Origin of the sequence: Salipiger thiooxidans (assembly GCF_900102075.1) — a bacterium.
Lineage (GTDB): Bacteria > Pseudomonadota > Alphaproteobacteria > Rhodobacterales > Rhodobacteraceae > Salipiger > Salipiger thiooxidans.
This window is the reverse complement of the sequence record NZ_FNAV01000028.1, coordinates 18,288-45,067: the sequence shown is the minus strand read 5'-3', so window position 1 is coordinate 45,067 and position 26,780 is coordinate 18,288. Positions and strand designations below refer to the sequence as shown.

The window sequence follows — 26,780 nt, the reverse complement described above, 5'->3', positions numbered from 1 at the left end:
TCCCACGGCCGCACTCCAATCCTGCCCATTCAGGGGAGTGTGACACTTCAGCTTTGCTCATGTGGGACATTCTAACTTGGCGCTTACAGACAGATATCTCATAAGGTACATTATGTAATATCCTCGATCCCGCCAACCTGTGGCAACCGAACAAAGACTTACGCGAACTTAACCCGAGGCCGTTCGGCATCTTTCGGCGCCGTGGCGGCACCGTTTACGGGAGCATAAACCCCGCAAACGGCCATGGATATCACTCGATGCCGGCCAGCCAGACCTGCTCGATGGTCTCCTCGTGAGCTTCGATCCACTCTTCCGCAATGTCCTCGACGCTGCGACCACTTCGACGCTGCCACCGCCCCGGTCCGTGCCTGCGCAAAGCGCGGTCTGGGTGGCGACGATGACCGCCACCGATGACCGTGCCGATGGTGGCGCCGCGCGTCCTATTGGTGGAGATGCGCGGAACCGGGCAGCACCAGCCGCGCCGGAGCGCGGGTGGCCGAGGCCGGGATGATCTCACCGCGGAAGCCCTGCCTGCAAAGCAGCGGCAAGCGCCCGCAATGATCGAGATGGGCGTGGGTGAGCAGCACGATGTCGATCCCGGAAGGCTCGAACCCGAAAGGCCGGGCGTTCTTGTCATGCAGCGCGTGACCGCCCTGAAACAGGGCCGCAATCGGCAAGCATCCGACGTCCGGCGCACTCGACGAGGTGGCACGAGCCCGTCACCTGCCCCGCGGCGCCGTGAAACGAGAGCTTCATGGCATCGCTCCTCCCTCCGTGTGGGTCGGCGTCCCGATCAGCGCTCGACCGGCGCGGGCATACCAGCGCTGGATGTCCTCCCAGATTTCCTGCGCGGTTTCAGCATACCAGAAGAGCGCGCGGTCCTCGGGGTCGATGACGCCCTCCTCGACCAGAAAATCCGCGTCGAAGGCGCGCGCCCAGTAGTCGCGCCCCACGAGGATCACCGGAACCGGCTGGATCTTGCGGGTCTGGATCAGCGTAAGCGTCTCGAAAAGCTCGTCGAAGGTGCCGAAGCCGCCCGGAAACACCACCAGCGCCCTGGCGCGCAGCAGGAAATGCAGCTTGCGCAGGGCAAAGTACCGGAAGCGGAAGCAGAGATCCGGCGTGACGTAGGGGTTCGGGAGCTGTTCATGCGGCAGGGTGATATTGAGCCCGACGGTGCGCGCGCCGGCCTCGACGGCACCGCGGTTGGCGGCCTCCATGATCCCCGGCCCTCCGCCGGTCACGATCGCGAGACGGTTGCCATGCTCGCCCTCGGCGGCGCCGACGATGCGGCCGAATTCGCGGGCGATGTCGTAGTACCGGCTCTTGTCGTTCAGGCGCCGGGCCACGCGCAACCGGCGCTGCAGATCGGCGTCCTCCGGGTGGCGGGCGCTCTCGGCTTCCAGTGCCGCGAGGGTCGCCGCGGCGCGCTCCGGCTCGGTCACGCGCGTTCCGCCGAACACCACGATCGAGTGGGCGATGCCGTGATCCCTGAGAAGCGTCTCGGCCTTCTGGTAGTCGAGCTGAAGCCGTGCGCCGCGCATGACGTCGCGGTCGAGGAAATCGGCGTCCGCGTCCGCGAGCCGGTAATTGGGGTTTGCCATGATCTGACGGACAAGCGCAGGCGCGTCATCGCCCGGCGGCAGAGGTCGGCAGCCAGGCAGATCGATCTCGCGCCGGGTGGGATGCGCCGGAAATGGTTTGCCAAGTATCGCTGATTTCCGGTCTTTCATCCTGTCTCCTTCTGACGTCCATCCGTGAATGCGGGCACGGCCCGTGCTCTCGGGCCGCCCCCCGGCCCGGCAAGCTCCGCACCTGATTTGAGCGAAGCGTATCATCCCCGCGCGGCGGCAGGTATGACCCGCATCAATCGGTCACGGCGATGCGTCTCGGAGGCTGCCGCCCGCGGGACGTGTCGATCACAGTGCAGGCCCCGATGGACGACATTGACAGGGGGCTGAAACCGGTTTCGGCCAACCGTTGCGCTCTCATCGACACGCAGCAGCTAGGTGCGGCCCCCTCTTGCCGGGCTGGCACATCGTGGAAAGCGCGCGTAGGGGCCAGGCGAGGCGCCGGATCCGGTCCCGCCCACCGGCGCACCAGCATCACTCGAGCCCCAGCAGGATCGCAGGACCCGACCAGTCCGCCTAGGACGCGGGCTTTTTCACCTGCGCCATCAGCCATTCCGCGCGCGCGATCTGCTCCAGCGCGATCTTGCGCTTCTGCTCGAGCCGGGTCCGTTTCTCGGTGTCGCTCGTCTCGGCCATCTCCTCGCTAAGCGAGGCCTCCTTCCTCGTGAGTTTCGCGAGGATCCTTTCGACGTGTTCCGGCCGGATCTCGCGGACGCGACCGGCTTCCTGACGTTCTCGATACTCGGCCAGTCTGGCCGCCAGCTTCTTGAGGCCCATCGGCTCGCTTCCGGAAAGGGGGTGATCTGGGACATCCTACGCCTCTCGCGTGACATCTCCATGATTTGAGTCATCGTGGGCATCGCGTGGGCCGGTCGCGTCCGGAGCGGCGGGATCGTGCAGTTCTTCCTCTTCCAGCGTGAGGATCTTCTCGACCTCCGCCATCGCCCTGTCCCGCTCGATGTAGCAGCGTCTTGCGGCATTGGTCAGCTGCCGCATCGCGGCGTAGGCATAGGTCGAGTCGTTGAGAAACGAAGTCGCACTGCCGGGTGTCAGCACGCTGTCCCGGATCAGCCCGTCGATCCGCTGCGCCGTGACATGCGCGTCCTTCTCGATCTGCACCCGCTCCTGATCCAGCCAGAGCGCGCTGCGTTCCTCGGGGTCGGTCCGGGACAGCGTGTGGATCTCGAAGGCGATGCGCGCCATCTCGGTTCGGAGACCGTCGTAGAGTTCCGTCGTCAGGCCAAGAGACAGGGTCGTGTAGCGCAGCACGTTCTTGCGCAGGTGCTTGACGGCCTTGACCGCCTGCACGATCTCGCCTGCCACGTCTCGCAACTCGTAGACCCGTTCGGCGATGTCCGGTGCCAGATGACGGTCACCGATCCGGCTCGAGAACGCCAGGATCGCCTCGTGGAGCGACTTGATGCGCCGTGCGTAGGCATCGTCGTAGTCGAGTGGCAGCTGCGCCCGGTGGGCGCGGACCGTGCCGGCGAGGTCGCTGCTCTGGAAGACCGCCGCGCTCGGGAGGTTCAGACCCTGCAGGATCAGGTCGAGCGCATTGTCGGTCAGGTGCTGGACTTCGCGGCGCAAGGCGGTCTCGAAGGTCTGGGGGAATTCGTCGACGGCCTCGTTCAGGAAGTGCGGCTTGCTGACATCCGGCAGCTTCTCCGGCAGGATCCGCACCAGCGTCGCGACGAGCCGGTCGAGACCCGGCAGCATGAGACCGAGGCCGAGCAGGTTGAAGAGGGTGTGAAAAACCGCGAGCTTCAGCGCGTAGTCGTCGGGCGCGATGGTCAGGGCGTCGCTGATCCAGTCGACCGCGCCGCGCAAGGGAACGATGAGGATCAGCGCGGCCACCGCCGTCACCACGTTGAAGACGAGGTGGGCCAGCGCCAGCCGCTTGCCCTGTACGTTCGCCCCGAGCGACGCGATGATCGCGGTGATGGTCGTCCCGATGTTCGAGCCGATCGCCAGCGCAAGGGCGTTGTCGTAGGTCAGCTGACCCGACGCGAGCGCCGTCAGGATGAGCACCAGGGCGGCGTGGCTCGACTGCATGATCACTGTCGCGGCCGCGCCGATGAGCGTGTAGACCACGAGCCCGATAAGACCCGGCAGGGCGAACCGGGTCAGGTCGAGCTGCCCCTGGAAGGCGTCGAACCCGTCCTTCATGAACTGGATGCCGAGGAACAGGAAGCCGAGCCCGCCAAGCGCGAGGCCGATCCCGTGCAACGGCTTGGACTTCTGGAAGACCAGCACGATGCTCAGCGCCAGCATCGGCATCGCGTAGGCGCCGATGTCGACCTTGAGCCCGAGCCCGGCCACCAGCCACGCGCCGGTCGTCGTGCCGATGTTCGCGCCGAAGACGATCCCGACGCCACCCGCAAGCGAGATCAGCCCGGCGCTCAGGAACGAGATGGTGATGACCGACACGAGCGAACTGGATTGCAGCAGCGTGGTCGAGGCGACCCCGAAGAGCAGCGCCCGCGCCTTCGAACGCGTGGCCTTCTCGAGCCAGCGCTCGAGCATACCGCTTCCGGCCAGCTTGAAGCCGTCCTCGAGCATGCGCATGCCGAAGAGGAAGACCGCGACGCCCGCCGCGATCACCTGCAGGTCGGGGCTGATCCAGAAGACCAGAAGCAGCCCCCCCAAGGCCGCGGGCAGGGTGTAATTCCTCGTTCGCATCGCCAGCTCAGATCATCGTCGTCTATCAGGTATCTGCCGCGTCACCGCGGATCTCCGGAATACCCGCACCCCCGGGATCGGCAAGCGATAATGCCAGGCCGCGACCTGCCGGCAGACTTCCGCGCCGCGGACCACAGGCAACTCGGGCGCCCGGCGTCGCCTGTGGTCCGCGTCGCGGGACGAACCGGGGCGGACCCTCCGTCGCCGGCATGACCAGCGTGCCGGCAACCGGCGCGATGCGGCGGCCCTCAGGCCGGAGCCGGGCTCCCCGCCTTCTCGGCTTCCGCCACGTTGTTCCGCACGGCGATGAAGCTGTCCGGGGTCACCGAGATGCTGTCGATCCCGGCGCGCACGAGCAGCCGGGCGAACCCGGGATCGTTGCTCGGGGCCTGACCGCAAAGGCCGATCTTCCGGCCCGCCTTGCGCGCCTTGGCGATGACGGTCTCGATCATCCACAGCACCGCCGGGTCGCGTTCGCTGAAGAGGCCGGCCAGCGCCTCGGAATCCCGGTCGATGCCCAGCGTCAGCTGCGTGAGGTCGTTCGAGCCGATGGAAAAGCCGTCGAACCGCTCGGCAAACGCCTCGGCCTCGATCACGTTGGACGGGATCTCGCACATGACGTAGACCTGCAGCCCGTTCTCCCCGCGGCTGAGGCCGTTCTCGGCCATGACCTCGAGCACGCGGTCGGCCTCGCCCACGGTGCGGCAGAACGGGATCATCACGATCACGTTGGTGAACCCCATGGTCTCGCGCAGGTGCCGGATGGCGCGACACTCGAGCGCGAAGCCGTCCCGATAGGCGTCGGAATAGTAGCGCGACGCGCCGCGGAAGCCGATCATCGGGTTCTGTTCGTCGGGCTCGAAGCCCTTCCCGCCCAGCAGGTCTGCGTATTCGTTGGTCTTGAGTCACTCATGCGGATGATCGCCGGGTTCGGATACCACGTCGCGGCAATCCGCGAGAGCCCGCGCGCCAGCGTCTCGACGAAATAGTCGGTCCGGCAGTCGAACCCCCGCACGAGGCGGTCGATCTCGTCGCGGTCCGCGCCCGGCGCCAGCCTGTCGTAGCGGCTGAGCGCCAGCGGGTGGACCTTGACCTCGTTGCTGATCACGAACTCCATCCGTGCGAGACCGACCCCATCCACGGGCAACCGCCACCAGCGGGCCGCGGCCGAGGGGTTCGCGAGGTTGAGCATGACCTTGGTGCGGGTCTCGGGCACCTCGTCCAGCCGGGTTTCGCGGATGCTGAACTCTGCCTTGCCGGCATAGACCGCGCCCTCGTCGCCGCCGGCACAGGACACCGTCACCTCCTGCCCGTCGTGCAGCAAGTGCGTGGCGTTGCCGGTGCCCACGATGGCAGGCACGCCCAGTTCCCGGCTGATGATGGCGGCGTGCGAGGTCCGCCCGCCGTGATCGGTGACGATGGCCGCGGCGCGCTTCATGATCGGCACCCAGTCCGGGTCGGTGGTCGAGGTCACCAGCACCGCGCCATCGACGAACCGCTCGATCTCCTCGGCGCTCTCGATCAGGCAGACCTCACCCGTCGCAACGGCGCTGCCGACGCTGAGGCCGCCCAGAAGCTTCGCCCCCGTGGCGCCCAGCCGATAGGTCCTGAAGGCATCCGCCTCCATGCGCGATTGCACCGTCTCGGGACGGGCCTGCACGATGTAGACCTGCCCGGTGTCTCCGTCCCGCGCCCACTCCATGTCCATCGGCTGCCCGTAGTGCTCTTCGATCACCACCGCACTGCGCGCCAGCTCGAGGATCTCGGCATCCGACAGCACGAAGCTCTCGCGCTCTGCCTTCGATGTCGGCACGTTGCGTGTCGGGGCGCCCTGCCCGCCCGCGTAGATCATCTTGATCTCCTTGGCGCCGAGCGCCTTGTGCAGGATCGGAACCAGCCCCTCGTCCGCGAGGAAGGGTTTGAAGACCTGGTACTCGTCCGGGCTCACCGTGCCCTGCACGACGTTCTCGCCAAGACCCCACGCGGCATTGATCAGAACCACCTTGTCGAAGCCGCTTTCGGTGTCGATCGAGAACATCACCCCCGACCCGCCGATGTCGGACCGGACCATCAACTGTACCCCGACGGAAAGCGCCACATCGAGCTGACCGAAGCCCTTCAGCTTGCGATAGGTGATGGCGCGGTCGGTGAAGAGCGACGCGAAGCAGCGCCGGCAGGCCGACATCAGCGCCTCCTCGCCCCGGACGTTGAGAAAGGTCTCCTGCTGCCCCGCGAAGCTTGCGTCCGGCAGGTCTTCGGCAGTGGCGGACGAGCGCACGGCGACCGAGGGCGCGTCCTGTCCGACCCGCGCGCCAAGAGTCCGGTAGGCCGCACGGATTTCCTGCTCGATGTCCTCGGGCCACGCGCCGCCGGTGATGGCCGCACGGATCTGCCGGCCGGCCTCGGCAAGCGTCAGCTGTCCGGCGTCCAGTCGTCCGAGGAGATCTCCAAGCAACGCGCCAAGATCATTGGAAGCGATATAGCGGCGAAAGGTGTCGGCGGTGGTCGCGAAGCCCGGAGGCACCCTGACCCCCTTCTCGCCCAGCGACCGCACCATCTCTCCCAGCGATGCGTTCTTGCCGCCAACCGTGGCCACGTCGTCTCGCACGAGGTCCTCGAACCATCTGAGGACGCCCGTGCTCTCGCAGGTGCGCTTGTCCATTGGCATCTCCTCCCTTGCCATGGGCCAGCGTAGGGGAAGATCCGACCGCGGGCCTTGATTGTGGTCAATTCGAAGCCGGCCCGGCGCGACTGAGCCCCCTTGCCCCCGGGGCCTGCGCCTAGAGATCCGGAAGTCGGCGCCCGAAGACGTGCAGACCCAGTTCGGCAACCCGCGCCAGCAGCGCCGCCGAGATGTTGGCGATTGTGAGCGGCACCACCACGACAAGCCCGTGCCCCTGCGGGTAGCCGGGGTTGCGCGCCTTGAAGAACCGCACGTCGGAGCGGTCGCCGCGACGGTTCAGGGATTTCTCCGCGTCGGTCTCGATGGTCACCCAGCCGACGTCGCGGACGAACGGATCGTGTTCCGAGACTGCCGGATCGTCGAAGGACTCGATGAGCTCCTGCGCGATCTGGCGCAGCCTTGGCGGGTCATCGCGGGAATGGTGGGGGAAGATCTGCGGGAAATACTTGCAGAACAGGTGGTAGCTCGAGGTGTGGACGAGAGTCCCGAGGTAATAGAACGGCGTGAACGGGTGCCGGAGCTTCACCTCCGCGGCACGCGCGATCCCGATCCCGTAGGTCATGCTGCGGCCCCGATACTCCGGGCGCAGCCCCGCTTCCGCACGCAGGACAAGGCTCTCGCGCCCGAGAACCTTGCGGCGGAAGAGATGCAGCGAGCAATAGCCGACGACCGCGCCGTGATCGTCGAGGAACAGCTGGATGCGCGTGTCCTCGGCGGCGGGCTCGACGACATGGGCACGGAAGTCCTCCGGAGTGCTGCCGTCGAAGATGCGGCTGTGCACCGCGTAGAGCTGCGCCGAAAGGGCTGCGATTTCGGGCTCGGACAGGTGCCCGGGGCACACGGTGCGGTGGCGGGCGATACGGGGCGCAAGATCGATGATGTCCTCGCGAATTGCCATGTGATCCCCCCTCCCATCTGCATCCGCGCCAGAGTGTCCACCCGAACTTCGGTGGATGTCCACGATCTCGATCAAAGACAACGGCCCGCCTGCGGGTCTAGCTGAAGCGCGCTTTGGGGGCGCTGTCACCCCCGAGTGTGGCGTCGCATCAGATCGCGGGAGCGTTGATTTCGAGCGCGACGTGAACACCCCTTGGCAGTGGCCCGTCAGGCAAGACGAAACGTTGGTATGCGGTTGGGGAGGCCGGACCATGTGGAAGCGCTGCCGAACACCGCGGACGCGGGCATGACGCGCCCGAGGCTCATCGACGATCCGCGCGACCTGCTGAGGCATTTCCTCGGTCAGGGCTATCGGATCCTCGCGCCGCAGGAACGCGACGGTGTCATCGACCCTGCCCCGCTCACCGAGCCCGAAGCACTGCCGCGCGGCCGCGTGGACGATCAGGGGCCCGGGCACTACCGGCTGCGCGACGGCGATCCGGATCGCTGGTTCGACTACGTCGTAGGACCTTCGGGCTGGAAGGCGTGGCTCTATCCCGCAAGACGCAAGCTCTGGTCGGCAGAGCGGACCGACGATCGCCTCACCTTCCGCGATGCGACCACAGCATGGCCGAAGACGGTGCTCTTCGGCGTCCGCCCCTGCGAGCTTGCCGCCATTGCGCGCCAACGCCGGATCTTTGCCGAGGGCCCCTATGTCGATACCGCCTTCGCCGAGCGGCTGGAGCGGAGCATCATCGTCGTGGTGCAATGCGCGCGCAGCGCCCCGACCTGTTTCTGCGCCTCGATGGACACCGGCCCGCGGGCGGTGGCCGGCTACGATCTGGCGCTGACCGAGCTCCCCGCGGATCACGGCGCCGCTTTCCTTGTCGAGAGCGCCTCGCAGGCCGGTGACGATGTTCTGCACACGCTCGGAGGCGCTACCGCGAGGCCGAGGGACCATGCCGCGGCCCTCGACCTCTCGCGCGCCGCCGCTGCGCGACAGACCCGGACGATGCCCGACGACATCGCCGGCGGACTGAAGCTCCGGCTCGAGTCTCCGGTCTGGGCCGACATCGCGTCGCGCTGCCTGACCTGCGGCAACTGCACCCTCGCCTGCCCCACCTGCTTCTGCTCGGATGTCGAGGAGGTCAGCGACCTGTCCGGAGACCACGCCGAACGCTGGCAGCTCTGGGACAGCTGCTTCAACTCCGATTTCAGCTTCATCCACGGAGGCCCCGTCCGCAGCAGCCCCGCCGCCCGCTACCGGCAGTGGATGACCCACAAGCTGTCCTACTGGCACGACCAGTTCGGCAGCTCCGGATGCGTCGGTTGCGGCCGCTGCATCACCTGGTGCCCGGTGGGGATCGACCTCGTGGCCGAAGCGGACCGGCTGATGGCAGAAGGGACGGACTGACCGATGGCGCATCAGACGATCAGGGACATTCTCGCCGACCACCCGGCCTTCCTCGGGTTCGACGGGGCGGCGCTCGATCTCATCGCGGGCTGTGGCCGCAACATGCGCTACAGGGCCGGTGAGCTGCTGTTTCGCGAAGGCGATGCGGCCGAGACCGTGGTGATCCTCAGGCACGGCGATGCCGCCATCGAACTCGCCGCGCCGGGCCGCGGACCGCTCAGGGTCGAGTCGCTGCATCCCGGCGATATCGTGGACTGGTCCTGGCTGCTGCCGCCCTGCCGTGCCATGTCGGATGCCCGCGCCGTCACCGATGTCGCCGCCATCGCGCTCGATGCCCGGTGCGTGCTCGACAAATGCGACGAGCACACCGAGCTCGGCTACCGGCTGTTCAGGCTCTGGCTCCCGCACCTTGCCCGACGCGTCCGGATGCAGCGGCTGCAGCTGCTTGATCTCTACGGCGCCCATGCCCGCTGAGGCCGCGATCTCCGGGTCCATGCGGCCACAGCCCTACCGGGTGACCGAGGTCCTGCGCGAGCTCGACGACGTCGTCACCCTGCGGCTTGCCGCCGAAGACCGCGCACCGCTGCCGTTCCGGCCCGGGCAGTTCAACATGCTCTACGCCTTCGCCACAGGAGAGATCCCGGTCTCGATCTCGGGCGATCCGTCACGGCCCGACGAATTGCTGCACACGGTGCGACGGGTCGGCGCCGTCTCCTCGGCGCTTGCGCAGCTCGAACGGGGAGCGGTGCTGGGGCTGCGCGGCCCCTTCGGCTCGCACTGGCCGGTGGAGACCGAACGCGGCCGGCACCTGCTCTTCGTCGCGGGCGGTCTCGGCCTTGCGCCCCTGCGACCCGCGATCTGCCGCGCCCTGGCGCGCCGGGCCGACTACGCCGGCATCACGCTGGTCCTTGGTGCCCGGTCACCGCGAGAGATCCTCTACGCATGGCAGCTCGCGGGCTGGGCCGCCGCAGGGGCTATGAAGATCCATGTCTGCGTCGATCATGCCGGGCCCGAATGGGGCGGCCCGGTCGGTGTCGTCACCTCGCAGTTCCCACGCGCACTCGACGGCATCGCGCCGGACCGGGTGTCGGCCTTCCTCTGCGGGCCCGAAATCATGATGCGCCACGGCTGCGGCGACCTCGAGCATCTGGGCATTCACCCGGAGCGCATGTGGATCTCGATGGAGCGGAACATGAAATGCGCCACGGGACTCTGCGGTCACTGCCAGTTCGGCGCGGATTTCGTCTGCCGCGACGGCCCGGTCTTCCGCTACCGCCGGGTGCGCCGCCCCCTTGGGATCAGGGAGGTATGACCATGGCCCGCCCGAAACTCGCGGTCTGGAAGTTCGCGTCCTGCGACGGCTGCCAGCTCTCCATTCTCGATTGCGAGGACGAGCTTCTTGCCATCGCGGACCGGATCGACATCGCCTATTTCCCCGAGGCTTCCAGCCGGATGGCGCCGGGGCCGTACGACCTCTCGCTCGTGGAGGGCTCGATCACGACCGCCGATGACGTGGCCCGCATCAAGGACATCCGCGACCAGTCCCGGACCCTCGTCGCGATCGGGGCCTGCGCCACGGCGGGGGGCATCCAGGCGCTGCGCAACACCGCTGACGTGGCGGAGTGGACCCGGCTCGTCTATCCGCGCCCGGAGTATATCGAGACGCTCGCCACCTCGACCGCCATCGCCGACCACGTGCGGGTCGACCTCGAGCTGCACGGCTGCCCGGTGTCGAAGGCGCAGCTTGTCGAGTTGGTCACCGCCGTGCTGGCCGGACGCCGACCGCAGATCCCCAGCGCGGTGCAATGCGTCGAATGCAAGCGCCACGGCACGCCCTGCGTGATGGTCTCGCACGGCACCCCCTGTCTCGGCCCGGTGACCCGGGCGGGGTGCGGCAACCTCTGCCCGTCGGTGGGGCGCGGCTGCTACGGCTGCTTCGGCCCCGTCGAGGGGGCGAACACTGACGCGCTCGCAGCGCAGTTCCGCAGGCTGGGCCTTCCGGAGGCCGCACAACGCGCGCTCTACGGCGGGGTCACCTGCGCGGCCCCCGCCTTTGCCGCGGCGAGGGGCCGCCATGACTGAGCGCACGATCAAACTCGACCTTCTGGCGCGCGTCGAGGGTGAAGGGGCGCTCTACGTGAAGCTGCGCGGCCAAAAGATCGAAACGCTCGAGTTCCGGATCTTCGAGCCGCCGCGCTTCTTCGAGGCCCTGCTGCGGGGACGGCCCGCGACCGATGCGCCGGACATCACCTCGCGGATCTGCGGCATCTGCCCGGTGGCCTATGTCATGAGCGCGAGCCAGGCCGTCGAGCAGGCGCTCGGCATCGCGATCCCTCCCGAAATCCGCGCCCTGCGGCGGCTGATCTACTGCGGCGAGTGGATCCAGAGCCACGTTCTGCACGCGGCGATGCTGCATGCGCCGGACTTCCTGGGCCTACCCGATGCGATGGAGATCGCCCGGGCCGAGCCCGATCTCGTGCGCACGGCGCTGCGCCTGAAGAAGCTCGGCAACACCCTGATGGAGGTCATCGGCGGCCGCGCCGTTCATCCGGTCAACACGCGCGTCGGCGGCTTTTACCGTGCGCCCGATGCGGACCGGATCGCGGCGTTGGTGCCAGAGCTCGAATGGGGCGCCGGGGCCGCCCGCGACATGGCGCTTGCCTTTTCGCGCTTCGAGTTTCCCGACGACGCGGCCGACTACACCTTCGTATCGCTGGTGAACCCCGACGAATACCCGATCCTCGAGGGCCGCATCGGCTCCAACCGGGGGCTCGACATCGGCATCGACGCCTTTTCCGGGTCCGTCCGGGAAAGCCAGGTCGCCCACTCGAACGCGCTGCTCGCCCATCTGGCCGACGGGACGCCCTACATGGTCGGCCCGCTGGCGCGCTACGCCAACAATCACGACCGGCTGCCCGAGGCCTGCCGCCGGACCGCGCGCGAGGCAGGGCTGGGCCCGGTTGAGAGAAACCCCTTCAAGTCCATCCTCGTGCGCATGATCGAGGTCCAGTTCGCGTGTCTTGAAGCGCTCCGACTGGCCCGGTCCTACGTGGTGCCCTCGCCGGCCTGCGTCGAGGCACCGCCGCGCGCGGGCGAGGGCTTCGGCTGCACCGAGGCGCCGCGCGGGATCTGCCATCACAGCTACGTCATCGACCACGATGGAACGCTCGTATCGGCCAGCATCGTGCCGCCCACCTCGCAGAACCAGCCGCAGATCGAGGCGGACCTCGCGCGCGTTGTCCTGAGCTCGCTGGATCTGGACGACGACGCGCTCCGGCAGCGCTGCGAACAGGCGATCCGGAACTACGATCCCTGCATTTCCTGCGCGACCCATTTCCTGAAGCTGACGGTGGTCCGTGCCTGATCCGCGCCCCGCCTTTTCGCTGTTCATCGGGGTGGGCCACCCGTTCCGCCGCGACGACGCGGTCGGGCCATGGATGGCGGAGAGGCTGGCGCTGGCCGGGTGCCGCGCGCTTGCGCACACCGGCGACGGGGCGGACCTCGTGGGGCGCTTCGGGATGGCCGATGACATCCTCATCGCGGATGCCACGCAGAGCGGCGCCCCGCCCGGACACATCCGCCTGATCGACGCGCGCGCCGCCCCCCTGCCCGACCGGACCTTCCGCAACTCGACCCACGAGTTCGGGCTCGCCTTCGCGGTCGAGACCGCACGGGCGCTTGGTCTCCTCCCCCGTTCGCTCTGGGTTTTGGGGATCGAGGGGCAGGACTTCGGCTTCGGCGAAACCCTGTCGCCTCCGGTTGCCCGCGCTGCGGAGGCTCGGGTCGAATGGCTGCTGGATCGCCACGACGGGCCGGCTCGGGGCTGGCAGCCCCCACCGGGATCGCGCCCCGGAAAGAAGTCGCCCTGAGATGAGCCCGCCTCCTGCTCCGGCAAGGCAATTGCACCGCAGAGTCAGGTTCTGACCTGCCGGGATCCGGTCTGCGACCTCGGGAACGGCCAGCGGGCGCCAGGGTGCGGCTCGTTTCAGTCGAAACCCGCGCTGCGTCACCCCGACCGACCGCGCTCCGCGACCGATCTTCGCAAGGACGGCAAGACGCATTGCGCCGATGGGCCCGGAGCGACAATGCTTGCGCTGGCCGGTCCGGCGAGGGGCCAGACCACAGCCAAACCTTGCCAGAGGGGACGGCTTCCGGAGGGACAGGAGACATGGCAGACCGCGACGACAGCGTGCCGTTTCATGCGCTCGGGCACCGGCAGGTGCTCGACGGGTTGCGCACCTCCGCGGAGGGGCTGAGCCACGCGGATGCGCAGCTTCGTCTTGCCGAGCATGGGCCGAACCAGCTTCCCGAGCCTGCCGGGCGGCCGGCGCTGGTCCGGTTTCTCCTTCAGTTCCGGAATGTGCTGATCTACGTGCTGATCGGGTCCGCAGTGATCACCGCCGCCTTGCAGCACTGGGTGGATACCGGCGTCATCCTCGCGGTGGTCCTGATCAATGGCGTGATCGGTTTCGTGCAGGAGGGACGCGCGGAACAGGCAATGCTCGCGATCCGGGGCATGCTGGCGCCGCAGTGTTCGGTCCTGAGGGATGGGCGGCGTCGCAGCATTGACGCCGCAGAGCTGGTTCCCGGCGACATCGTGCTTGTCGAAGCCGGAGACCGCGTTCCCGCCGACCTCCGGCTGATCGAGGCCCGCGCGCTCAAGGCAGAGGAAGCCATCCTGACGGGCGAGTCCATCCCGGTCGACAAGGGCATTGCAGCGGTTGCCGCGGCGAGCCCCCTCGGGGATCGCAGCTGCGTGCTGTTCTCGGGAACGATGGTCGTCGCGGGCACCGGTCGTGGCGTGGTCGTCGCCACGGGCAGCGCCACGCAGATCGGCCAGATCAGCGGGCTGCTGTCGCAGGTCGAGACGGTGAAGACCCCGCTGCTGACCCAGATGGACCACTTCGCGCGCCTGCTCACGGGGATCATCCTGATCGTTGCCGCAACGCTCCTCGCTTACGGCTACCTCGTCCGGCATCTGGTGTTCTCCGACCTCTTCATGGCGGTGGTCGGCCTCTCGGTCGCCGCGATCCCCGAAGGGCTCCCGGCGGTGCTGACGATCACGCTCGCGGTCGGGGTCCAGCAGATGGCCCGGCGCAACGCCATCGTCCGCCGCCTTCCCGCCATCGAGACCATAGGCTCGGTCTCGGTGATCTGTACCGACAAGACCGGCACGTTGACCCGCAACGAGATGATGGTGGCGCGCCTCGCGGCGGCAGATCGCCTCTACACGGTCAGTGGGCGCGGATACGCCCCAGACGGCAGCATCCGTCGGTCCGATGCCGAAATGGGACCGCAGGACGACGCCCTGCTGACGGCTTTCGCCCAGGCCACCGGGCTCTGCAACGACGCCCTCCTGCATGCGCACGGGAACGGCTGGCAGGTCGAGGGCGACCCGATGGAAGGCGCCCTCATGGCGCTGGCGGGCAAGATCACCGGCGACCGCCCCGCCCCCCTGCGCCAGTGGAGCCGCACCGACACGATCCCGTTCGATGCCGCGCATCGCTACATGGCCACGCTGCACCACGACCACGAGGGGCACAGCCGCATCCACGTGAAGGGCGCACCGGAGGCGATCCTGCCGCTGTGCCGAGACCAGCTTGCACCGGATGGCGCACCGGCGCCGCTCGATGCCGGTCGCTGGCACGACACGGTGGAACGGTTCGCCGGGGACGGGCTGCGCGTGCTGGCGGTGGCAATGCGCGTGGTGCCGCCGGGGCAGACCGTGCTTGAAGCCTCGGACCTGCCCGGAGAGCTGACCCTGATCGGTCTGGTTGGCCTGATCGACCCGCCACGCCCCGAAGCGATCGAGGCCGTGGCGGACTGCCATGCGGCGGGGATCCGGGTGAAGATGATCACCGGCGACCATGCCGCCACCGCCCGCTCCATCGCCCGGGAGATCGGACTGAGGAACGTGCAGCAGGTTCTCACCGGCGCGGATGTCGAGGCCATGGGGGACGAAGCGCTCGCGGACGCGGCGCAGGACACCGACATCTTCGCCCGGACCTCGCCCGCTCACAAGCTCCGGCTGGTGACGGCGCTGCAGTCCCGCGGTCTCACCGTCGCCATGACCGGTGACGGCGTCAACGATGCGCCTGCGCTCAAGCGTGCGGATGCGGGCATCGCGATGGGCCTGAAGGGAAGCGCTGCCGCGAGGGAAGCCGCGGCCTTCGTTCTGGCGGATGACAACTTCGCCTCGATCGCCGCCGCCGTGCGCGAGGGGCGGACCGTCTTCGACAACATCAAGAAGGTGATCAGCTGGACCCTCCCGACCAGCACCGGCGAGGCCATGACCATCGTCGTGGCTCTCTTCGCCGCGATGCCCCTGCCCATCACCGCGGTCCAGATCCTCTGGATCAACCTGATCACCGCCGCGACGCTCGGACTGGCCCTCGCGTTCGAGCCGGCCGAACCGGGCACCATGCGGCGGGCCCCCCGCCCCCGGAGCCAGCCGCTTCTGACCGGAGAGCTGGTCTGGCACATCGCCCTCGTCTCGTGCCTGTTCCTCTTGGCCGTGTTTGGAATGTACTTCCACGCCATCGCGCAGGGCCATTCCACCACCCTCGCGCAGACGATCGCGATGAACACGATGGTCGTTCTGGAGATCTTTCACCTCTTCTTCATCCGCAACATCCACGGCACCTCGATCACCTGGGCGGCCGCGCGCGGCACGCCGGTCGTCTGGGCCTGCGTCCTGATCGTGACCGCCGCGCAATGCGCGATCACGTACCTGCCCACCCTGCAGGGGATCTTCAAGACGGCCTCCGTGCCGGTCGCGGACGGCGTCCTCATCATCGCAGTGGGCGTGGTCTTCTTCGGACTGATCGAGCTTGAGAAACAGATCCGGTTGTCTTTCCGCGCCTCACATCGGCACCCGCCGGAGCGGGATCAGGGCGCACACTGAACGCCTGTCGGGCATGGTGCTCGGCACGTGAGATCGCTGTTTTCCGAGCTGGGTCTTGGTGACACGCTGGTCGGGGCTGGCACGGCAAGGTCGTCCTGGCCAACCCCGGCGAAGCGCGAACTCCGGCGGCTTGGACCGAACTGCCCGTGCGCCACCGCCACGCACGCCGTCAGAGCAGCATTACAGCGATCCACTGCCCGGGGCATTGCGCGGCTGTGTCCCGAGAGGGGCCGGGTTTCGGGCGCAAGCGCGCAGCCGGGCCCCCGCGCAGGCCATGGTTACGCGAGAGGTCTCGTGCAGGCGGCGGCGGGTTCAGGTGACACCCGGCGACGCCGCCTTGGCCAGCAGATCGAAGACGAGATGGACCGACACCGGGGCCTCTGGCCGGGCTCGGTCGGGATCAAGCCCGGCCGAGCGCCGGGCACCTGCGCTGAGGCGCCCTGCCGGGCCCGGACATCTCGGCGACGGCAGGGCGGCAGGTCATTCGCCGCCTGGTGTCGCCATCCCCACTCCCCATCCCAAGGCGCTCATGAGGCCCTGAGGTCATTCAGCCTCCCTCACCGAAAAGCTGCGCGTCGGAAATTTCGAGGCGCGCGACGAGCAGGCTGCAGTTCAGGCTGTCGCAAAGCGCGGTCGTGACCGATCCTCGCAGCCACCGCGCCATGGCCCCCTGCTTGTGATGCCCGACCACGACGAGATCGGCCCCGATCTCGTGCGCCACGGCCGTGATGCGCTCCACGGCGAGACCCCGCTCGAGACGGGTTTCATGGGGAAGTCCCATCCGGAGCAGGCGCGCGGCGCCTTCCTCGAGAACGTCCCGGACCTCGTCCGTCGTGTCCGGGCCCATATAGACCGTGCTCGCATCGCCCACGTAGATCTCGGATGCGTGTTCCACGACGGCCAAAAGCACGACACGCGCGCCACATTCCCGGGCGAGCTTCGCCCCTTCGCGCAACGCCAGCCGCCCCTCGAGGGATCCGTCATATGCCAACAGGATCGTGCTATACATGGTTGCCTCCGCTCATATTTTCCCGCTTCCCGCTCCACGATACGCCCGCGAGCGCTTTCGAACAATCGCAGCGTCTGAAGATGTGGAGGCGCCTCATGTGCCGGGCGCGAAGCAAGCCCATGATGGGCAACTGCCTGACCCGCTAAAACGCAATCGCCTGAAAGAAAAAAGGGCGGCCCCCGAAGGAGCCGCCCCGCAAAAGCGATCCAGGCTGCGCAGCTTACCAAGAGGTCAGAACGGTGCCGTGGTACTTGTCTTCGATGAACGCCTTGATCTCGGGGCTGTGGTAGGCGTCGATCAGCGGCTGCACCCAGTCCTGCCCCTCGTCGCCTTCACGCACCACGATGATGTTCACGTAAGGGTTGTCGGCGCTTTCCATGGCGATGGAATCTTCCTTCGGGTTCAGGCCCGAGGCGATCGCGTAGTTGGTGTTGATCAGCGCCGCGTCGAGGTCGGCGAGCGAGCGCGGGAGCTGCGCGGCGTCGAGCTCGCGGAAGCGCATGTCCCTGGGGTTCTCGACCACGTCGAGGACGGTGGGGACAAGACCGGTGCCCTCGGCCAGCTTGATCAGCCCCAGTTGCTGCAGCACCAGCAGCGCGCGGCCGCCGTTGGTGGGGTCGTTCGGGATGCCCATGGAGCCGCCCTCGGGGAAGTCGTCCATCGCGGTGATCTTATCGGAATAGACGCCCATCGGGGTAGTGATCGTGGTCGCGATCGGCACCAGCGCGAAGCCGCGGTCCCTGATCTGATTGTCGAGGTAGGGCTCGTGCTGGAACGAGTTGGCCTCGATGTCGCCATCGGCCAGCGCCTGGTTCGGCACGACGTAATCCGAGAATTCGACCACGTCGATGTTCAGGCCCATGGGCTCGGCGATCTTGGCCACCTCTTCCATGATCTCGGCATGCTCGCCGGGGGAGACACCGACCTTGATGTCGGCAGCGGTCGCGGCACCGGCCATCAGGGCCAGCGCGGAGACGAGGGGAATCATACGCTTCATGGGATTTCTCCTTCCATCTGCGTTCTTATTGTTGGTTCAGCGGCCGCGGTTGCGCGGCGCGCGCTTGTCGACAAACCGTGCCAGCCCCTCACCCAGGGACTGCACGAGCTGGACCAGCACGATGAGGATGACGACGACCGCCAGCATGACCTCGGGCATGAAGCGCTGGTAGCCGTAGCGGATGCCGAGATCGCCGAGACCCTCGCCGCCCACGGCGCCCACCATGGCCGAGTAGCCGATCAGGCTGACCACCGCGAGCGTGAGCCCCAGTGCGATGCCGGGCAGGGCCTCGGGGATCAGCACCTTGCGGATGATCTGCAGCGGCGTCGCGCCCATGGCGCGGGCGGCCTCGATCAGGCCGCTGTCGACCTCTCGGATGGCGTTCTCGACCAACCGCGCGATGAAGGGCACGGCGGCGATGGTCAGCGGCACGATGGCGGCGGTGGTGCCGATGGACGTGCCCGCGACGAGCCGGGTGAAGGGGATGATCGCCACCACGAGGATGATGAAGGGCACCGAGCGCGTGGCGTTGACCACCAGCCCCAGCACCTTGTTCACCGCGGGCGAGGACAGCAGCTCGCCCCGTTGCGACACGGCGAGGTAGGTGCCCAGCGGCAGGCCCAGCAGGGTGCCGAGCGCGCCGGAGACGGCGACCATGTAGAGCGTCTGAAGGGTCGCTTCGAGAAGCATGTTGATGAGGTTAGCCGACATAGCCGAGGACCTCCGTGAGCAGTTCGTGGCGTTCCAGGTAGGCGCGGGCCTCGGCGGCGCGCTCGGCCTCGACCGAGACCAGCAGGTTGCCGAACGGATGCGCGCCGATCTCCTCGATGGCACCGGCCAGGATGTTGACGGCGATCCCCAGCTCCGAGGTCAGCCTCGCCAGCATCGGGTCGGTGGCATGGCGCCCGGCGAAGGTGATGCGGATCACCTCCTGCGACGGCCCCTGCGGCCGCTCGGCCTGAAGCCGGCCCGCGATGAAGCTCGGCAGGGTGATGCCGGTGATCCCCGTCAGGAACGACCGCGTCGTCGGGTGCTTCGGGTCGGCGAAGACATCGTAGGTCGGCCCCGCCTCGACGATGCGCCCGCCGTCGATCACCGCCACGTGGCTGGCGATGTCGCGCACGACCGCCATCTCGTGGGTGATCAGCAGGATCGTGAGGCCCAGATCGCGGTTGATGTCGGCAAGCAGCTTCAGCACCGTCTGGGTGGTCTCGGGGTCGAGCGCCGAGGTCGCCTCGTCCGACAGCAGCACCTTGGGCTGGGTGGCGAGCGCCCGGGCGATGCCGACGCGCTGCTTCTGCCCGCCCGAGAGCTCCGCCGGGTAGCGGCGGCTGAGCGCCTCGAGGCCCACCCGCGCGATCAGGTCGTCGACGCGGCGCTTGATCTCGGCCGAGGGCACGCCCGCGATTTCGAGCGGCAGGGCCACGTTGCCGTAGACCGTGCGCGAGCTCAGCAGGTTGAAATGCTGGAAGATCATGCCGACGTCGCGCCGGATCCGGCGCAGCTCCGCGGCACCTGCACGGCCGACGTCATGGCCGGCGACGGTCACCGTGCCGGAGGTCGGCTGCTCGAGCCCGTTGACCATGCGAAGGAGCGTCGACTTGCCCGCGCCGGAGCGCCCGATGATCCCGGTGATCGTGCCCGCCGGCACGTCGAGATTGACGCCCTCGAGCGCCATGACCTGGCTAGAGCCCTTCTTGTCGAAGGACTTTCCCAGGTTCTGGAAGGTGATCGCGGCACCTGATGTCTGTCTGTCGGCCATCCAAGCCTCTCGTCTGCACCCATGTCCTCCGTCCGGCGCGATAGACCGGATCTGCTTCTGGAGCGCAAGACCAGGGACCGCACAATCGCTGTGCCCTCAGAGCGGGTTTGCCCGATCTCCGGGCGGTTCATCGACCGGGGTGCGGTCTCCCGAAGCCCCCGGGGCGGCAGGTGACGTGTCTGTGGCGACCCGAGCGGCACATCCCGGCCCCTTGCGCCGTTGCGACCGGGCGTTACGGGCGCGTGCCCCGTATTCGCTTCAACCGGCCCCTGCGACGCAGGAGCGTTCGGACAGGGATCACGCGCGATCCTGTGCCCCGTCCGGTCGCATGAAACTGAGCACAGCAATCTGGCGGCGTCAGGCTTCGCTCGGACGGGACGCGACCCCGACCTTGCCCTCGGCGGCTCGTCTCTTGGGCATGTCAGCGCACCTCTCTTTCCCGACATGCCCCCGACAGCTTGCAGGCCCCTCCGCGCTGTCTCCCGGGTCAGTACCCGGCGACGGCGCCGGGAACGTCGGCCTCGTCGGGGAAGAGGCAGTCGAAACCCGTCAGGCCGGTGGCCTGCCCTCCGAGGCCCACGTGGATCGAGGGGATCCCGAGCCGCCGGGCGCCGGCGATGTCGGTGTCGGGGTTGTCCCCGATCATCACCGCCGCTTCCGGCGCGACCGGGCCCAGTGCCACCCGGAAGAGATGCGCCGAGGGTTTGCCCGCCACGCAGCTCCGCGCCCGCGGGACGCAGGCTTCGAGCAGGGCAAGCAAGGCGCCGGTCTCGATCACCGGGCCGTCCTCGCCGGGATGGGTAAGGTCGGGGTTGGCGACGATCAGCGGCAGCCCCCGCGCGAGCAGCGGCATCGCCGCCTCGAGCTGGGACCGGCTTGCGTCGCGGCAGAGCACCACCGCCTCGGGCGTGGCGGCCAGCGGGTCGAGCCCCAGCGCCCGGGCACGCGCCTGCATCACCGCACCCGCGAGCAGCAGCAGCCGCCCCGAGGGCACGCGCCGCTGCGCCATCCCCAGAGCCGCCTCGCCCGCCAGCACGATCCGCCCGGCCGGGAGCATCAGCCCCAGCCCCGCCAGCCGCCGGGACAGGGTCTCGGCGGTGTCGGTCGAGTTGTTGCTGACGATGACCAGCCGCTCGGCATGGCGCCGCACGAAACCCGCAACGCCCGGCAGCACGCGGGCGCCGGAGACGAGGCAGCCGTCGAGATCGCAGAGGATCCGCTGCGCCCCGTCCAGAAGGCCCCGCGCCCGGGCGATGCGCGCCTCGAGCGGCAGGACCGCGCCGGAAAGCCCGTCACTCATAGATCGGCGAAGCCCGGGTGGCGCATCGAGGTGGCGTAATCCTCGCCGAATTCGCCCTCGGGTGCGTTCAGCGGGAAGCGCGGCGCGCGGCTTGCGAACTCGTGCAGGTGGACGGTGACGCAATCCTCGTCCGCCAGCACCACGCCATAGGCGGGCTCGGCGAGATCGCCGGGGATTGCGGACTCGTCGGCCTCGAGATCCAGCGCCACCTGGTGGTTGAGGCCGCGCATGCAGGAATACGAGATGCCGCGCCAGTTGCCGAAGATCGCCCGGTGGACGTGGCCGAAGAACAAGTGCCGGATGCGGTCGCGATGCGGGGCGACGACCTCCCAGAAGGCCGCGTGGTCGTGCATCATGATCGCGTCCATCGACCTGATGCCATGCCGGAACGGCGGGTGGTGCATGAAAAGGAACACCTGGCCCGGCGTCTCTTCGAGCTGCCGCTTCAGCCAGGCCAGCCGCTTGTCGCAATAGCCGCCCGCGTGGGTGCCGGGCATCTTGGTGTCGAGGAAGAGACAGGTGCCCTGCGGCGTCTCGCGGCGTGACTGCACGAAGCCATTCTCGTCGCGCGCCACGTCGGGGAAGCGCCCGGCAAAAGCGGCAGTGTCGTCGTGGTTGCCCACCATCAGCACCAGCGGCATCGAGAGCCGCCGGATCTGCGCCTCGAAGGCGGCATAGGCGTCGGCATCGCCCCAATGGGTCAGATCGCCGGTCACCACGGTGAAGGCGGCGTCGCCATGCTCGGCGTTGATGCTGTCGACGGCCAGCGCCAGACGGCGGGCCGGGTTGGCGCCGTAGAGCGTCCGGTTGCCGCCGATGACATGGGTGTCGGTCAGATGGATGAATTTCATGCGGGGGGCCTGCGTCTTCGGGTAAGGGGCAATGGGTGGGGGCGGCACGCACGGCGCCGCCCCGGGTCGTTGGAGGCGCGGATCAGCTGCGCGGCAGCAGGTCGTCGATCTCTTCGGTCAGCTCTTCCTGCAGCTCTTCCATGTCCTGAGCGTCGCCGGTGACGATGCGCTCGAGCCCGTCGTAGATCACCTGGGTGATGGCGAGCCCGTTGTCGCCCGGGTAGGCCTGCCAGTCACGCAGCAGCGGCAGCTGCTCGACCGCGGTCGCCTTCTGCGGGTTCTGCTCGTAGAAATCCACGAGGATGATGTCGTTGGCGGCACGGTTCGGCGGCATGTAGCCGGTGGTGCGCGCCACTTCCGCAGCCCCCTCGCCCGAGGTGATGAACTTCAGCCACTGCCACGCGGCCTCGCGCACCGCCGGGTCCTCGGAGGTCGAGGTCATCACCGCGGCGTTGCCACCGGCGGGCAGGCCGTCGGGCGTGCCGTCGATGCCCGGGTAGGCGCCCGTCTCGAAGTCGAAATCCGCCTTGATGGTCATCATCCGGCCGACGTTCGAGGTCGAGGTATACATCAGCGGCAGCTCGCCCGCGGCGAAGGCCGAGACTGCCTCGTCGCCGGTCAGGTTGCGCATGTTGCAGCCATCGACGATGTGCTTGACCGTCTCGAGCGTCTTCAGCGCCTCGGGGCTGTCCATGTTGATGCGGCCGTCCTCGACCGGGGCCCTGCCCTGGGTCCACATCAGCGCCTGGAAGAACCAGTTGCCGGTGATCGCCCAGTCCCAGTAGATCGGGTTCTCGACGCCGCTGTCGATCAGCGTCTGGCAGGTCTCGACGACCTCGTCCCAGGTGGTGGGCAGGGTCTCGACCCCGGCCGCGGCCAACGTGTCCATGTTGTAGTAGCCGACCGGCAGCGACACCGAGAACGGCAGGCCGTAGACCTCGCCGTCGAAGGTCGAGAGCGACAGCATCGCCTCGTGGTAGCCGTCCTTCTGGAAATCGGCCTCCCCGGCGATGAAGGGCTCGAGCGACTGCGCGATGCCGCGGTCGACGAGGATCTGCTGACGGTTCAGACCCTGCATGGTGACGTCGGGCAGATCGCCCGAGACGGCCTCGCGCAGGATGGTGTTCGAGGCATCCTCGTATTCCTCGTAGGAAGCGCGGATGTTGATGTCGATGTTCGGATGCGCCGCCTTGAAGGCCGGCATGATCGCCTCGTAGGTCACGTCGAAGAGCGACGAGTAGGGGTAGACGAAGTCGATGGTGACGCGGTCCTGCGCGAGCGCGGGAAGCGACGAGGTGGCCAGAAGCAGGGCACCGAGCGAGAGCTGTTTCATGGAAGTCTCCGGGGGTCTGGGGATCGGGGTGTCGGGAGGGTGTCGCCGGGCCGGGAGGCCCGACGCGCGGGTTGCGAAAGGGTTCGTGAGTGGTGCGGGGCCTGCGCCCCGTTGGCGGTCACTTCATGCCCGAGAGGGTAATGCCCTCGATGAAGCGACGTTGGGCCAGCATGAAGGCAGCGATCAGCGGCACGACGATCACCGTCGCCGTCGCCATCATGGGGCCGTAGAGGTTGCCGTCGGCCCCGGCCTGGAACTCGCGCAGGCCGAGCGGCGGGGTGAAGAGGCTGCGGTCGCCGGTGACGACGATGCGCGGCCAGAAGTAGTCGTTCCAGTGCGCCACGACCGAGAAGATGGCAAAGGCCATGAGCGCCGGGATCGCGGTCGGCAGCATCACCCGCCAGACGATGGCGAACTCGCTCATGCCGTCCATGCGCGCCGCGTCCACGAGGTCGTCGGGCACCGTCATGAAGAACTGGCGCATCAGGAAGATGCCGAAGGCCGAGACGATCCACGGCACCACCAGCGCGGCGTAGGTGTTGGTCAGCCCGATCCTGGCGAGCCCGAGGTAGAGCGGCAGCGCGATGGCGTGCACCGGGATCAGCAGGCAGAAGAGCACCAGCCCGAACACCGCCTCGCGGCCCCAGAACTTCAGCTTCGAGAGCGCATAGGCCGCGGGCAGCGCGATCACCATCTGCAGTAGGAAGATCGACGCGGTCACGATCACCCCGTTCAGCAGGTAGCGCATGAGCGGCGCGTCCTGGAAGGCCGAGCGGTAGTTGAAGACCACCGGGCGCAGCTCGCAGGCGGCGTTGGCCTCCTCGGTCAGAGTGGCAAGGATGGCGCCGTCGTCGCGGCCCGGGAAGCGGTCGCGGGCGGCCTCGACGTCGGCCCGGCGCGGGGCGCTGCGCAGGGCGCATTTCGGGTCGACCATCATCTCCTGCGCACCGAAGAGCCCGCCGGTTCCGCGCTCGATCTCGGCGGGTGATTTCAGCGAGTAGCTCAGCATCACGAGGAACGGCGCCAGCACCACCACGGCACCGATCAGCAGGATCAGGTGCCGGATGATCAGGGAGGGCGAGAAGCGGGTCATGCGTAATGCACCTTCCGTTCGGTGAACCAACGCTGGATCAGCGTCAGAATCATGACAAAGACCAGGAACAGCACGGTGATCGCGGCGCCGAGCCCGACGAGGTTCTGGGTCACGCCCTTCTCGTAGATGGCGAACATCATCACGTAGGCCGACTTGCCGGGCCCGCCGCCGGGCGAGAACAGCGCCTCGACCGTGTCGAAGGCCTGAAAGGCACGGATGCAGGTGATGGTGACGACGAAGACCGTGGTCGGGCCGAGCGCCGGCCATGTCACCAGCCGGAACCGCTCCCAGCCTGAACGGGCGCCGTCCATCTCGGCGGCGGCATAGAGGTCGCGCGACACGCCGGTGAGGCCCGCGAGGTAGAGCACCATGTTGAAGCCGAAGCCCTGCCAGATGCCGATGAAGCAGACCACCCAGATGGCGTAGTCCCGGTCGCCCAGCCAGAGCGGCGTGCCCTGGGAACAGACGCGGCCGAACCACGTGCTTTCCGGCGCCAGCCCGAGGAAGGAAAGACTGAAAAGGCCTTCCAGTGCCGGCTGCGCGCAGACCCACTCCAGCCCGCGGTTCACCACCCCGATCGAGGGGTGCAGCATCAGTTGCCAGACGATGGTCATGGCCAGCAGCGTGGCCATCACAGGCAGGAAGTAGATCGCCTTGTAGACCCCTGCCCCGCGGCTCAGCGACTGGATCAGCAGCGCGGCCCCCAGCCCGAGCCCGACCGAGAGCGGCACCACCGTCAGCACGTAGGTGAAGGTGGCGCCCAGCATCTTGGCATAGGTCGGGCGGGTGAAGATGCGCTCGTAATTCTCGAGCCCGACCCAGTTGAAGCCCGGATTGCCGAGCGCGTAGTCGGTGAAGCTCAGCACCACGGCCAGCAGCACCGGCGCGATCAGGATGGTCAGCATCAGCGCCAGCGCGGGCGCGCTCATCAGCCAGCCCGCCCCGGCCTGACGGCGGTCGGCATCGACCGCCCGGCGCCGTTGCGGCGGGGCGATGGGAAGCGTGTCGGTCGCGGTCATGCCCATGCCTCGCGAACGGCGGGCGCGGTTGCCACCACGCCGCGCAGGCGCCGGCCCTCTGCGTCGAAGAGCATGGCGCGGGCGGGATCGAACCGCAGCCCGGCCTCTGCCCCGAGCCCCAGCCCCGCCCGCAGCGCCGGATCGGCGCGCAGCACCACCCGGTGCCCGCCGCCGTCGAGGGTCACCTGCACGTAGATCTCGTGGCCGAGGTTCTCGGAATGCGCCACCCGGCCCGAGAAGATCGGATCCCGCCGCGTCAGCGTCAGCGCCTCGGGGCGCAGCCCCAGCGACAGCGCCCGGCGGCCGGGTTCGAGCTGCAGCGGCAGCGCGCGGCCCATGACCGAGACCCTGCCGGCGCTGTCGCTCTCGGCGGGCAGCACGTTGATCTTGGGCGAGCCGATGAACTCGGCCACGCGCAGGTCGACCGGGTCCTCGTAGATCCGCGCGGGCGTGTCGCACTGCAGGATCTCGCCGCCCATCATGACCGCGATGCGGTCGGACATGGTCATCGCCTCAACCTGGTCATGGGTGACGTAGATGAAGGTCGCGTCGAGGCGGCGGTGCAGCTCGGCGATCTCGGTGCGAGTGTGCACGCGCAGCTTGGCGTCGAGGTTCGAGAGCGGCTCGTCGAGCAGGAAGGCCGCGGGCGAGCGCACCAGCGCCCGGCCAAGTGCGACCCGCTGCCGCTGCCCGCCGGAAAGCTGCCCGGGCTTGCGGTCGAGCAGCCGGTCGATCTCGAGCGTGCCGGCGGCGTCCTGCACCCGGTCCTCGATCTCGCGCAGCCGTGCCGTGGTGCCGGGCATGAAGCGACCGACGAGCGGCAGGCGCTGCGCGGTGCTCAGCCGGCGCATCCGCAGCGGCACCGCGATGTTCTCGGCCACGGTCAGGTGCGGGTAGAGCGCGTAGGACTGGAACACCATCGACAGGTTTCGGTCGGCGGCGCGCAGACCGTCGACAGCGGCGCCCGCGATCTCGACCGAGCCCGCGCTCTGGCCCTCCAGACCGGCGATGATGCGCAGGAGCGTGGACTTGCCGCAGCCCGAGGGGCCCACCAGCGACACGAACTCGCCGTCGCCTACCTGCAGGTCGACCCCGCGCAGGACGTCGGTCTCCTTGAAACTCTTGCGGATGCCCCGAAGGGTGACTGTGGCCAATACCCTGTCCTTTTGCCGTGTGCCGCGGTGCGGCATCTGACGGCGAGCTACAGGGGATTCTTGTAATCTAGATGA

24 protein-coding genes are annotated in these 26,780 nt (G+C 68.3%); 7 read left to right on the top strand and 17 right to left on the bottom strand.

The window, feature by feature from the left end:
• Positions 1–440 precede the first annotated feature (440 nt).
• The 7 genes from BLQ77_RS25710 to BLQ77_RS25685 form a co-directional block, all read right to left on the bottom strand.
• Positions 441–677 (bottom strand): MBL fold metallo-hydrolase, encoded by a 237-nt coding sequence (locus BLQ77_RS25710; protein WP_207545903.1) that lies wholly within the window; start codon positions 675–677, stop codon positions 441–443.
• A 75-nt stretch (positions 678–752) separates the two neighbouring features.
• Complete coding sequence (locus BLQ77_RS25705) at positions 753–1,733, bottom strand: LOG family protein (RefSeq protein ID WP_089963987.1); 981 nt, start codon at positions 1,731–1,733, stop codon at positions 753–755.
• Positions 1,734–2,147: 414 nt separating this feature from the next.
• Positions 2,148–2,408, bottom strand: coding sequence for a hypothetical protein (locus tag BLQ77_RS25700; protein ID WP_089963986.1), 261 nt, complete (start codon positions 2,406–2,408; stop codon positions 2,148–2,150).
• 36 nt (positions 2,409–2,444) lie between these two features.
• Positions 2,445–4,310, bottom strand: a complete 1,866-nt coding sequence (locus BLQ77_RS25695) for a Na/Pi cotransporter family protein (protein ID WP_089963984.1) — start codon at positions 4,308–4,310, stop codon at positions 2,445–2,447.
• Positions 4,311–4,558: 248 nt separating this feature from the next.
• Entirely contained in the window at positions 4,559–5,149 is a 591-nt protein-coding gene (locus BLQ77_RS29755; RefSeq protein WP_278184732.1) for a putative PEP-binding protein, read from the bottom strand.
• Positions 5,146–6,972 (bottom strand): phosphoenolpyruvate synthase, encoded by a 1,827-nt coding sequence (gene ppsA / locus BLQ77_RS25690; RefSeq protein ID WP_278184731.1) that lies wholly within the window; start codon positions 6,970–6,972, stop codon positions 5,146–5,148. Before ppsA ends, BLQ77_RS29755 begins: the two co-directional genes overlap by 4 nt.
• Positions 6,973–7,090: 118 nt before the next feature.
• Positions 7,091–7,891 (bottom strand): hypothetical protein, encoded by an 801-nt coding sequence (locus BLQ77_RS25685; RefSeq protein WP_089963982.1) that lies wholly within the window; start codon positions 7,889–7,891, stop codon positions 7,091–7,093.
• A gap of 252 nt (positions 7,892–8,143) precedes the next feature.
• On the opposite strand from BLQ77_RS25685, the gene BLQ77_RS25680 reads away from it, so the two are divergent.
• The 7 genes from BLQ77_RS25680 to BLQ77_RS25650 all read left to right on the top strand — a co-directional run bounded on the left by BLQ77_RS25680 (position 8,144) and on the right by BLQ77_RS25650 (position 16,187).
• Entirely contained in the window at positions 8,144–9,283 is a 1,140-nt protein-coding gene (locus BLQ77_RS25680) for a 4Fe-4S dicluster domain-containing protein (RefSeq protein WP_165617214.1), read from the top strand.
• A gap of 3 nt (positions 9,284–9,286) precedes the next feature.
• The gene (locus BLQ77_RS25675) at positions 9,287–9,757 is read left to right on the top strand and encodes a cyclic nucleotide-binding domain-containing protein (protein ID WP_089963978.1); all 471 of its coding nucleotides are present in this window, start codon (positions 9,287–9,289) and stop codon (positions 9,755–9,757) included.
• A gap of 19 nt (positions 9,758–9,776) precedes the next feature.
• Positions 9,777–10,595 carry an FAD/NAD(P)-binding protein gene (locus BLQ77_RS25670; protein ID WP_089963988.1) on the top strand — a complete coding sequence of 273 codons (819 nt, stop codon included), beginning with the start codon at positions 9,777–9,779 and terminating at the stop codon, positions 10,593–10,595.
• A 2-nt stretch (positions 10,596–10,597) separates the two neighbouring features.
• On the top strand, positions 10,598–11,365 hold the full coding sequence (locus BLQ77_RS25665; RefSeq protein ID WP_207545902.1) for an NADH-quinone oxidoreductase subunit B family protein: 768 nt from the start codon (positions 10,598–10,600) through the stop codon (positions 11,363–11,365).
• Positions 11,358–12,647: a Ni/Fe hydrogenase subunit alpha gene (locus tag BLQ77_RS25660; RefSeq protein ID WP_089963975.1), complete on the top strand. Its 1,290-nt coding sequence runs from the start codon at positions 11,358–11,360 to the stop codon at positions 12,645–12,647. The genes BLQ77_RS25665 and BLQ77_RS25660 overlap by 8 nt, the downstream gene beginning before the upstream one ends.
• The gene (locus BLQ77_RS25655) at positions 12,640–13,152 is read left to right on the top strand and encodes a hydrogenase maturation protease (RefSeq protein ID WP_089963972.1); all 513 of its coding nucleotides are present in this window, start codon (positions 12,640–12,642) and stop codon (positions 13,150–13,152) included. Before BLQ77_RS25660 ends, BLQ77_RS25655 begins: the two co-directional genes overlap by 8 nt.
• Before the next feature lie 299 nt (positions 13,153–13,451).
• A complete protein-coding gene (locus tag BLQ77_RS25650; protein ID WP_089963970.1) occupies positions 13,452–16,187 on the top strand; it encodes a cation-transporting P-type ATPase in 2,736 nt (911 codons plus the stop codon).
• A gap of 547 nt (positions 16,188–16,734) precedes the next feature.
• Here BLQ77_RS25650 and BLQ77_RS25645 read toward each other — a convergent pair.
• From BLQ77_RS25645 to BLQ77_RS25600, 10 genes are all read right to left on the bottom strand, one after another.
• The gene (locus tag BLQ77_RS25645; protein ID WP_008887797.1) at positions 16,735–17,196 is read right to left on the bottom strand and encodes a universal stress protein; all 462 of its coding nucleotides are present in this window, start codon (positions 17,194–17,196) and stop codon (positions 16,735–16,737) included.
• Between the two features lie 220 nt (positions 17,197–17,416).
• On the bottom strand, positions 17,417–18,193 hold the full coding sequence (locus BLQ77_RS25640; protein ID WP_089963968.1) for a MetQ/NlpA family ABC transporter substrate-binding protein: 777 nt from the start codon (positions 18,191–18,193) through the stop codon (positions 17,417–17,419).
• Between the two features lie 36 nt (positions 18,194–18,229).
• Positions 18,230–18,904: a methionine ABC transporter permease gene (locus BLQ77_RS25635; RefSeq protein ID WP_008887576.1), complete on the bottom strand. Its 675-nt coding sequence runs from the start codon at positions 18,902–18,904 to the stop codon at positions 18,230–18,232.
• The gene (locus BLQ77_RS25630) at positions 18,894–19,955 is read right to left on the bottom strand and encodes a methionine ABC transporter ATP-binding protein (RefSeq protein ID WP_089963967.1); all 1,062 of its coding nucleotides are present in this window, start codon (positions 19,953–19,955) and stop codon (positions 18,894–18,896) included. Before BLQ77_RS25630 ends, BLQ77_RS25635 begins: the two co-directional genes overlap by 11 nt.
• 487 nt (positions 19,956–20,442) lie before the next feature.
• Positions 20,443–21,255, bottom strand: a complete 813-nt coding sequence (locus tag BLQ77_RS25625; protein WP_089963965.1) for an HAD-IIA family hydrolase — start codon at positions 21,253–21,255, stop codon at positions 20,443–20,445.
• A complete protein-coding gene (locus BLQ77_RS25620; protein ID WP_089963963.1) occupies positions 21,252–22,106 on the bottom strand; it encodes a phosphodiesterase in 855 nt (284 codons plus the stop codon). The genes BLQ77_RS25625 and BLQ77_RS25620 overlap by 4 nt, the downstream gene beginning before the upstream one ends.
• Positions 22,107–22,188: 82 nt before the next feature.
• The gene (locus BLQ77_RS25615; RefSeq protein WP_089963961.1) at positions 22,189–23,439 is read right to left on the bottom strand and encodes an ABC transporter substrate-binding protein; all 1,251 of its coding nucleotides are present in this window, start codon (positions 23,437–23,439) and stop codon (positions 22,189–22,191) included.
• Between the two features lie 118 nt (positions 23,440–23,557).
• Entirely contained in the window at positions 23,558–24,532 is a 975-nt protein-coding gene (locus BLQ77_RS25610) for a carbohydrate ABC transporter permease (RefSeq protein ID WP_089963959.1), read from the bottom strand.
• Entirely contained in the window at positions 24,529–25,551 is a 1,023-nt protein-coding gene (locus BLQ77_RS25605; RefSeq protein WP_089963957.1) for a carbohydrate ABC transporter permease, read from the bottom strand. Before BLQ77_RS25605 ends, BLQ77_RS25610 begins: the two co-directional genes overlap by 4 nt.
• Positions 25,548–26,705, bottom strand: coding sequence for an ABC transporter ATP-binding protein (locus BLQ77_RS25600; protein WP_089963955.1), 1,158 nt, complete (start codon positions 26,703–26,705; stop codon positions 25,548–25,550). Before BLQ77_RS25600 ends, BLQ77_RS25605 begins: the two co-directional genes overlap by 4 nt.
• Between the last annotated feature and the right edge of the window lie 75 nt (positions 26,706–26,780).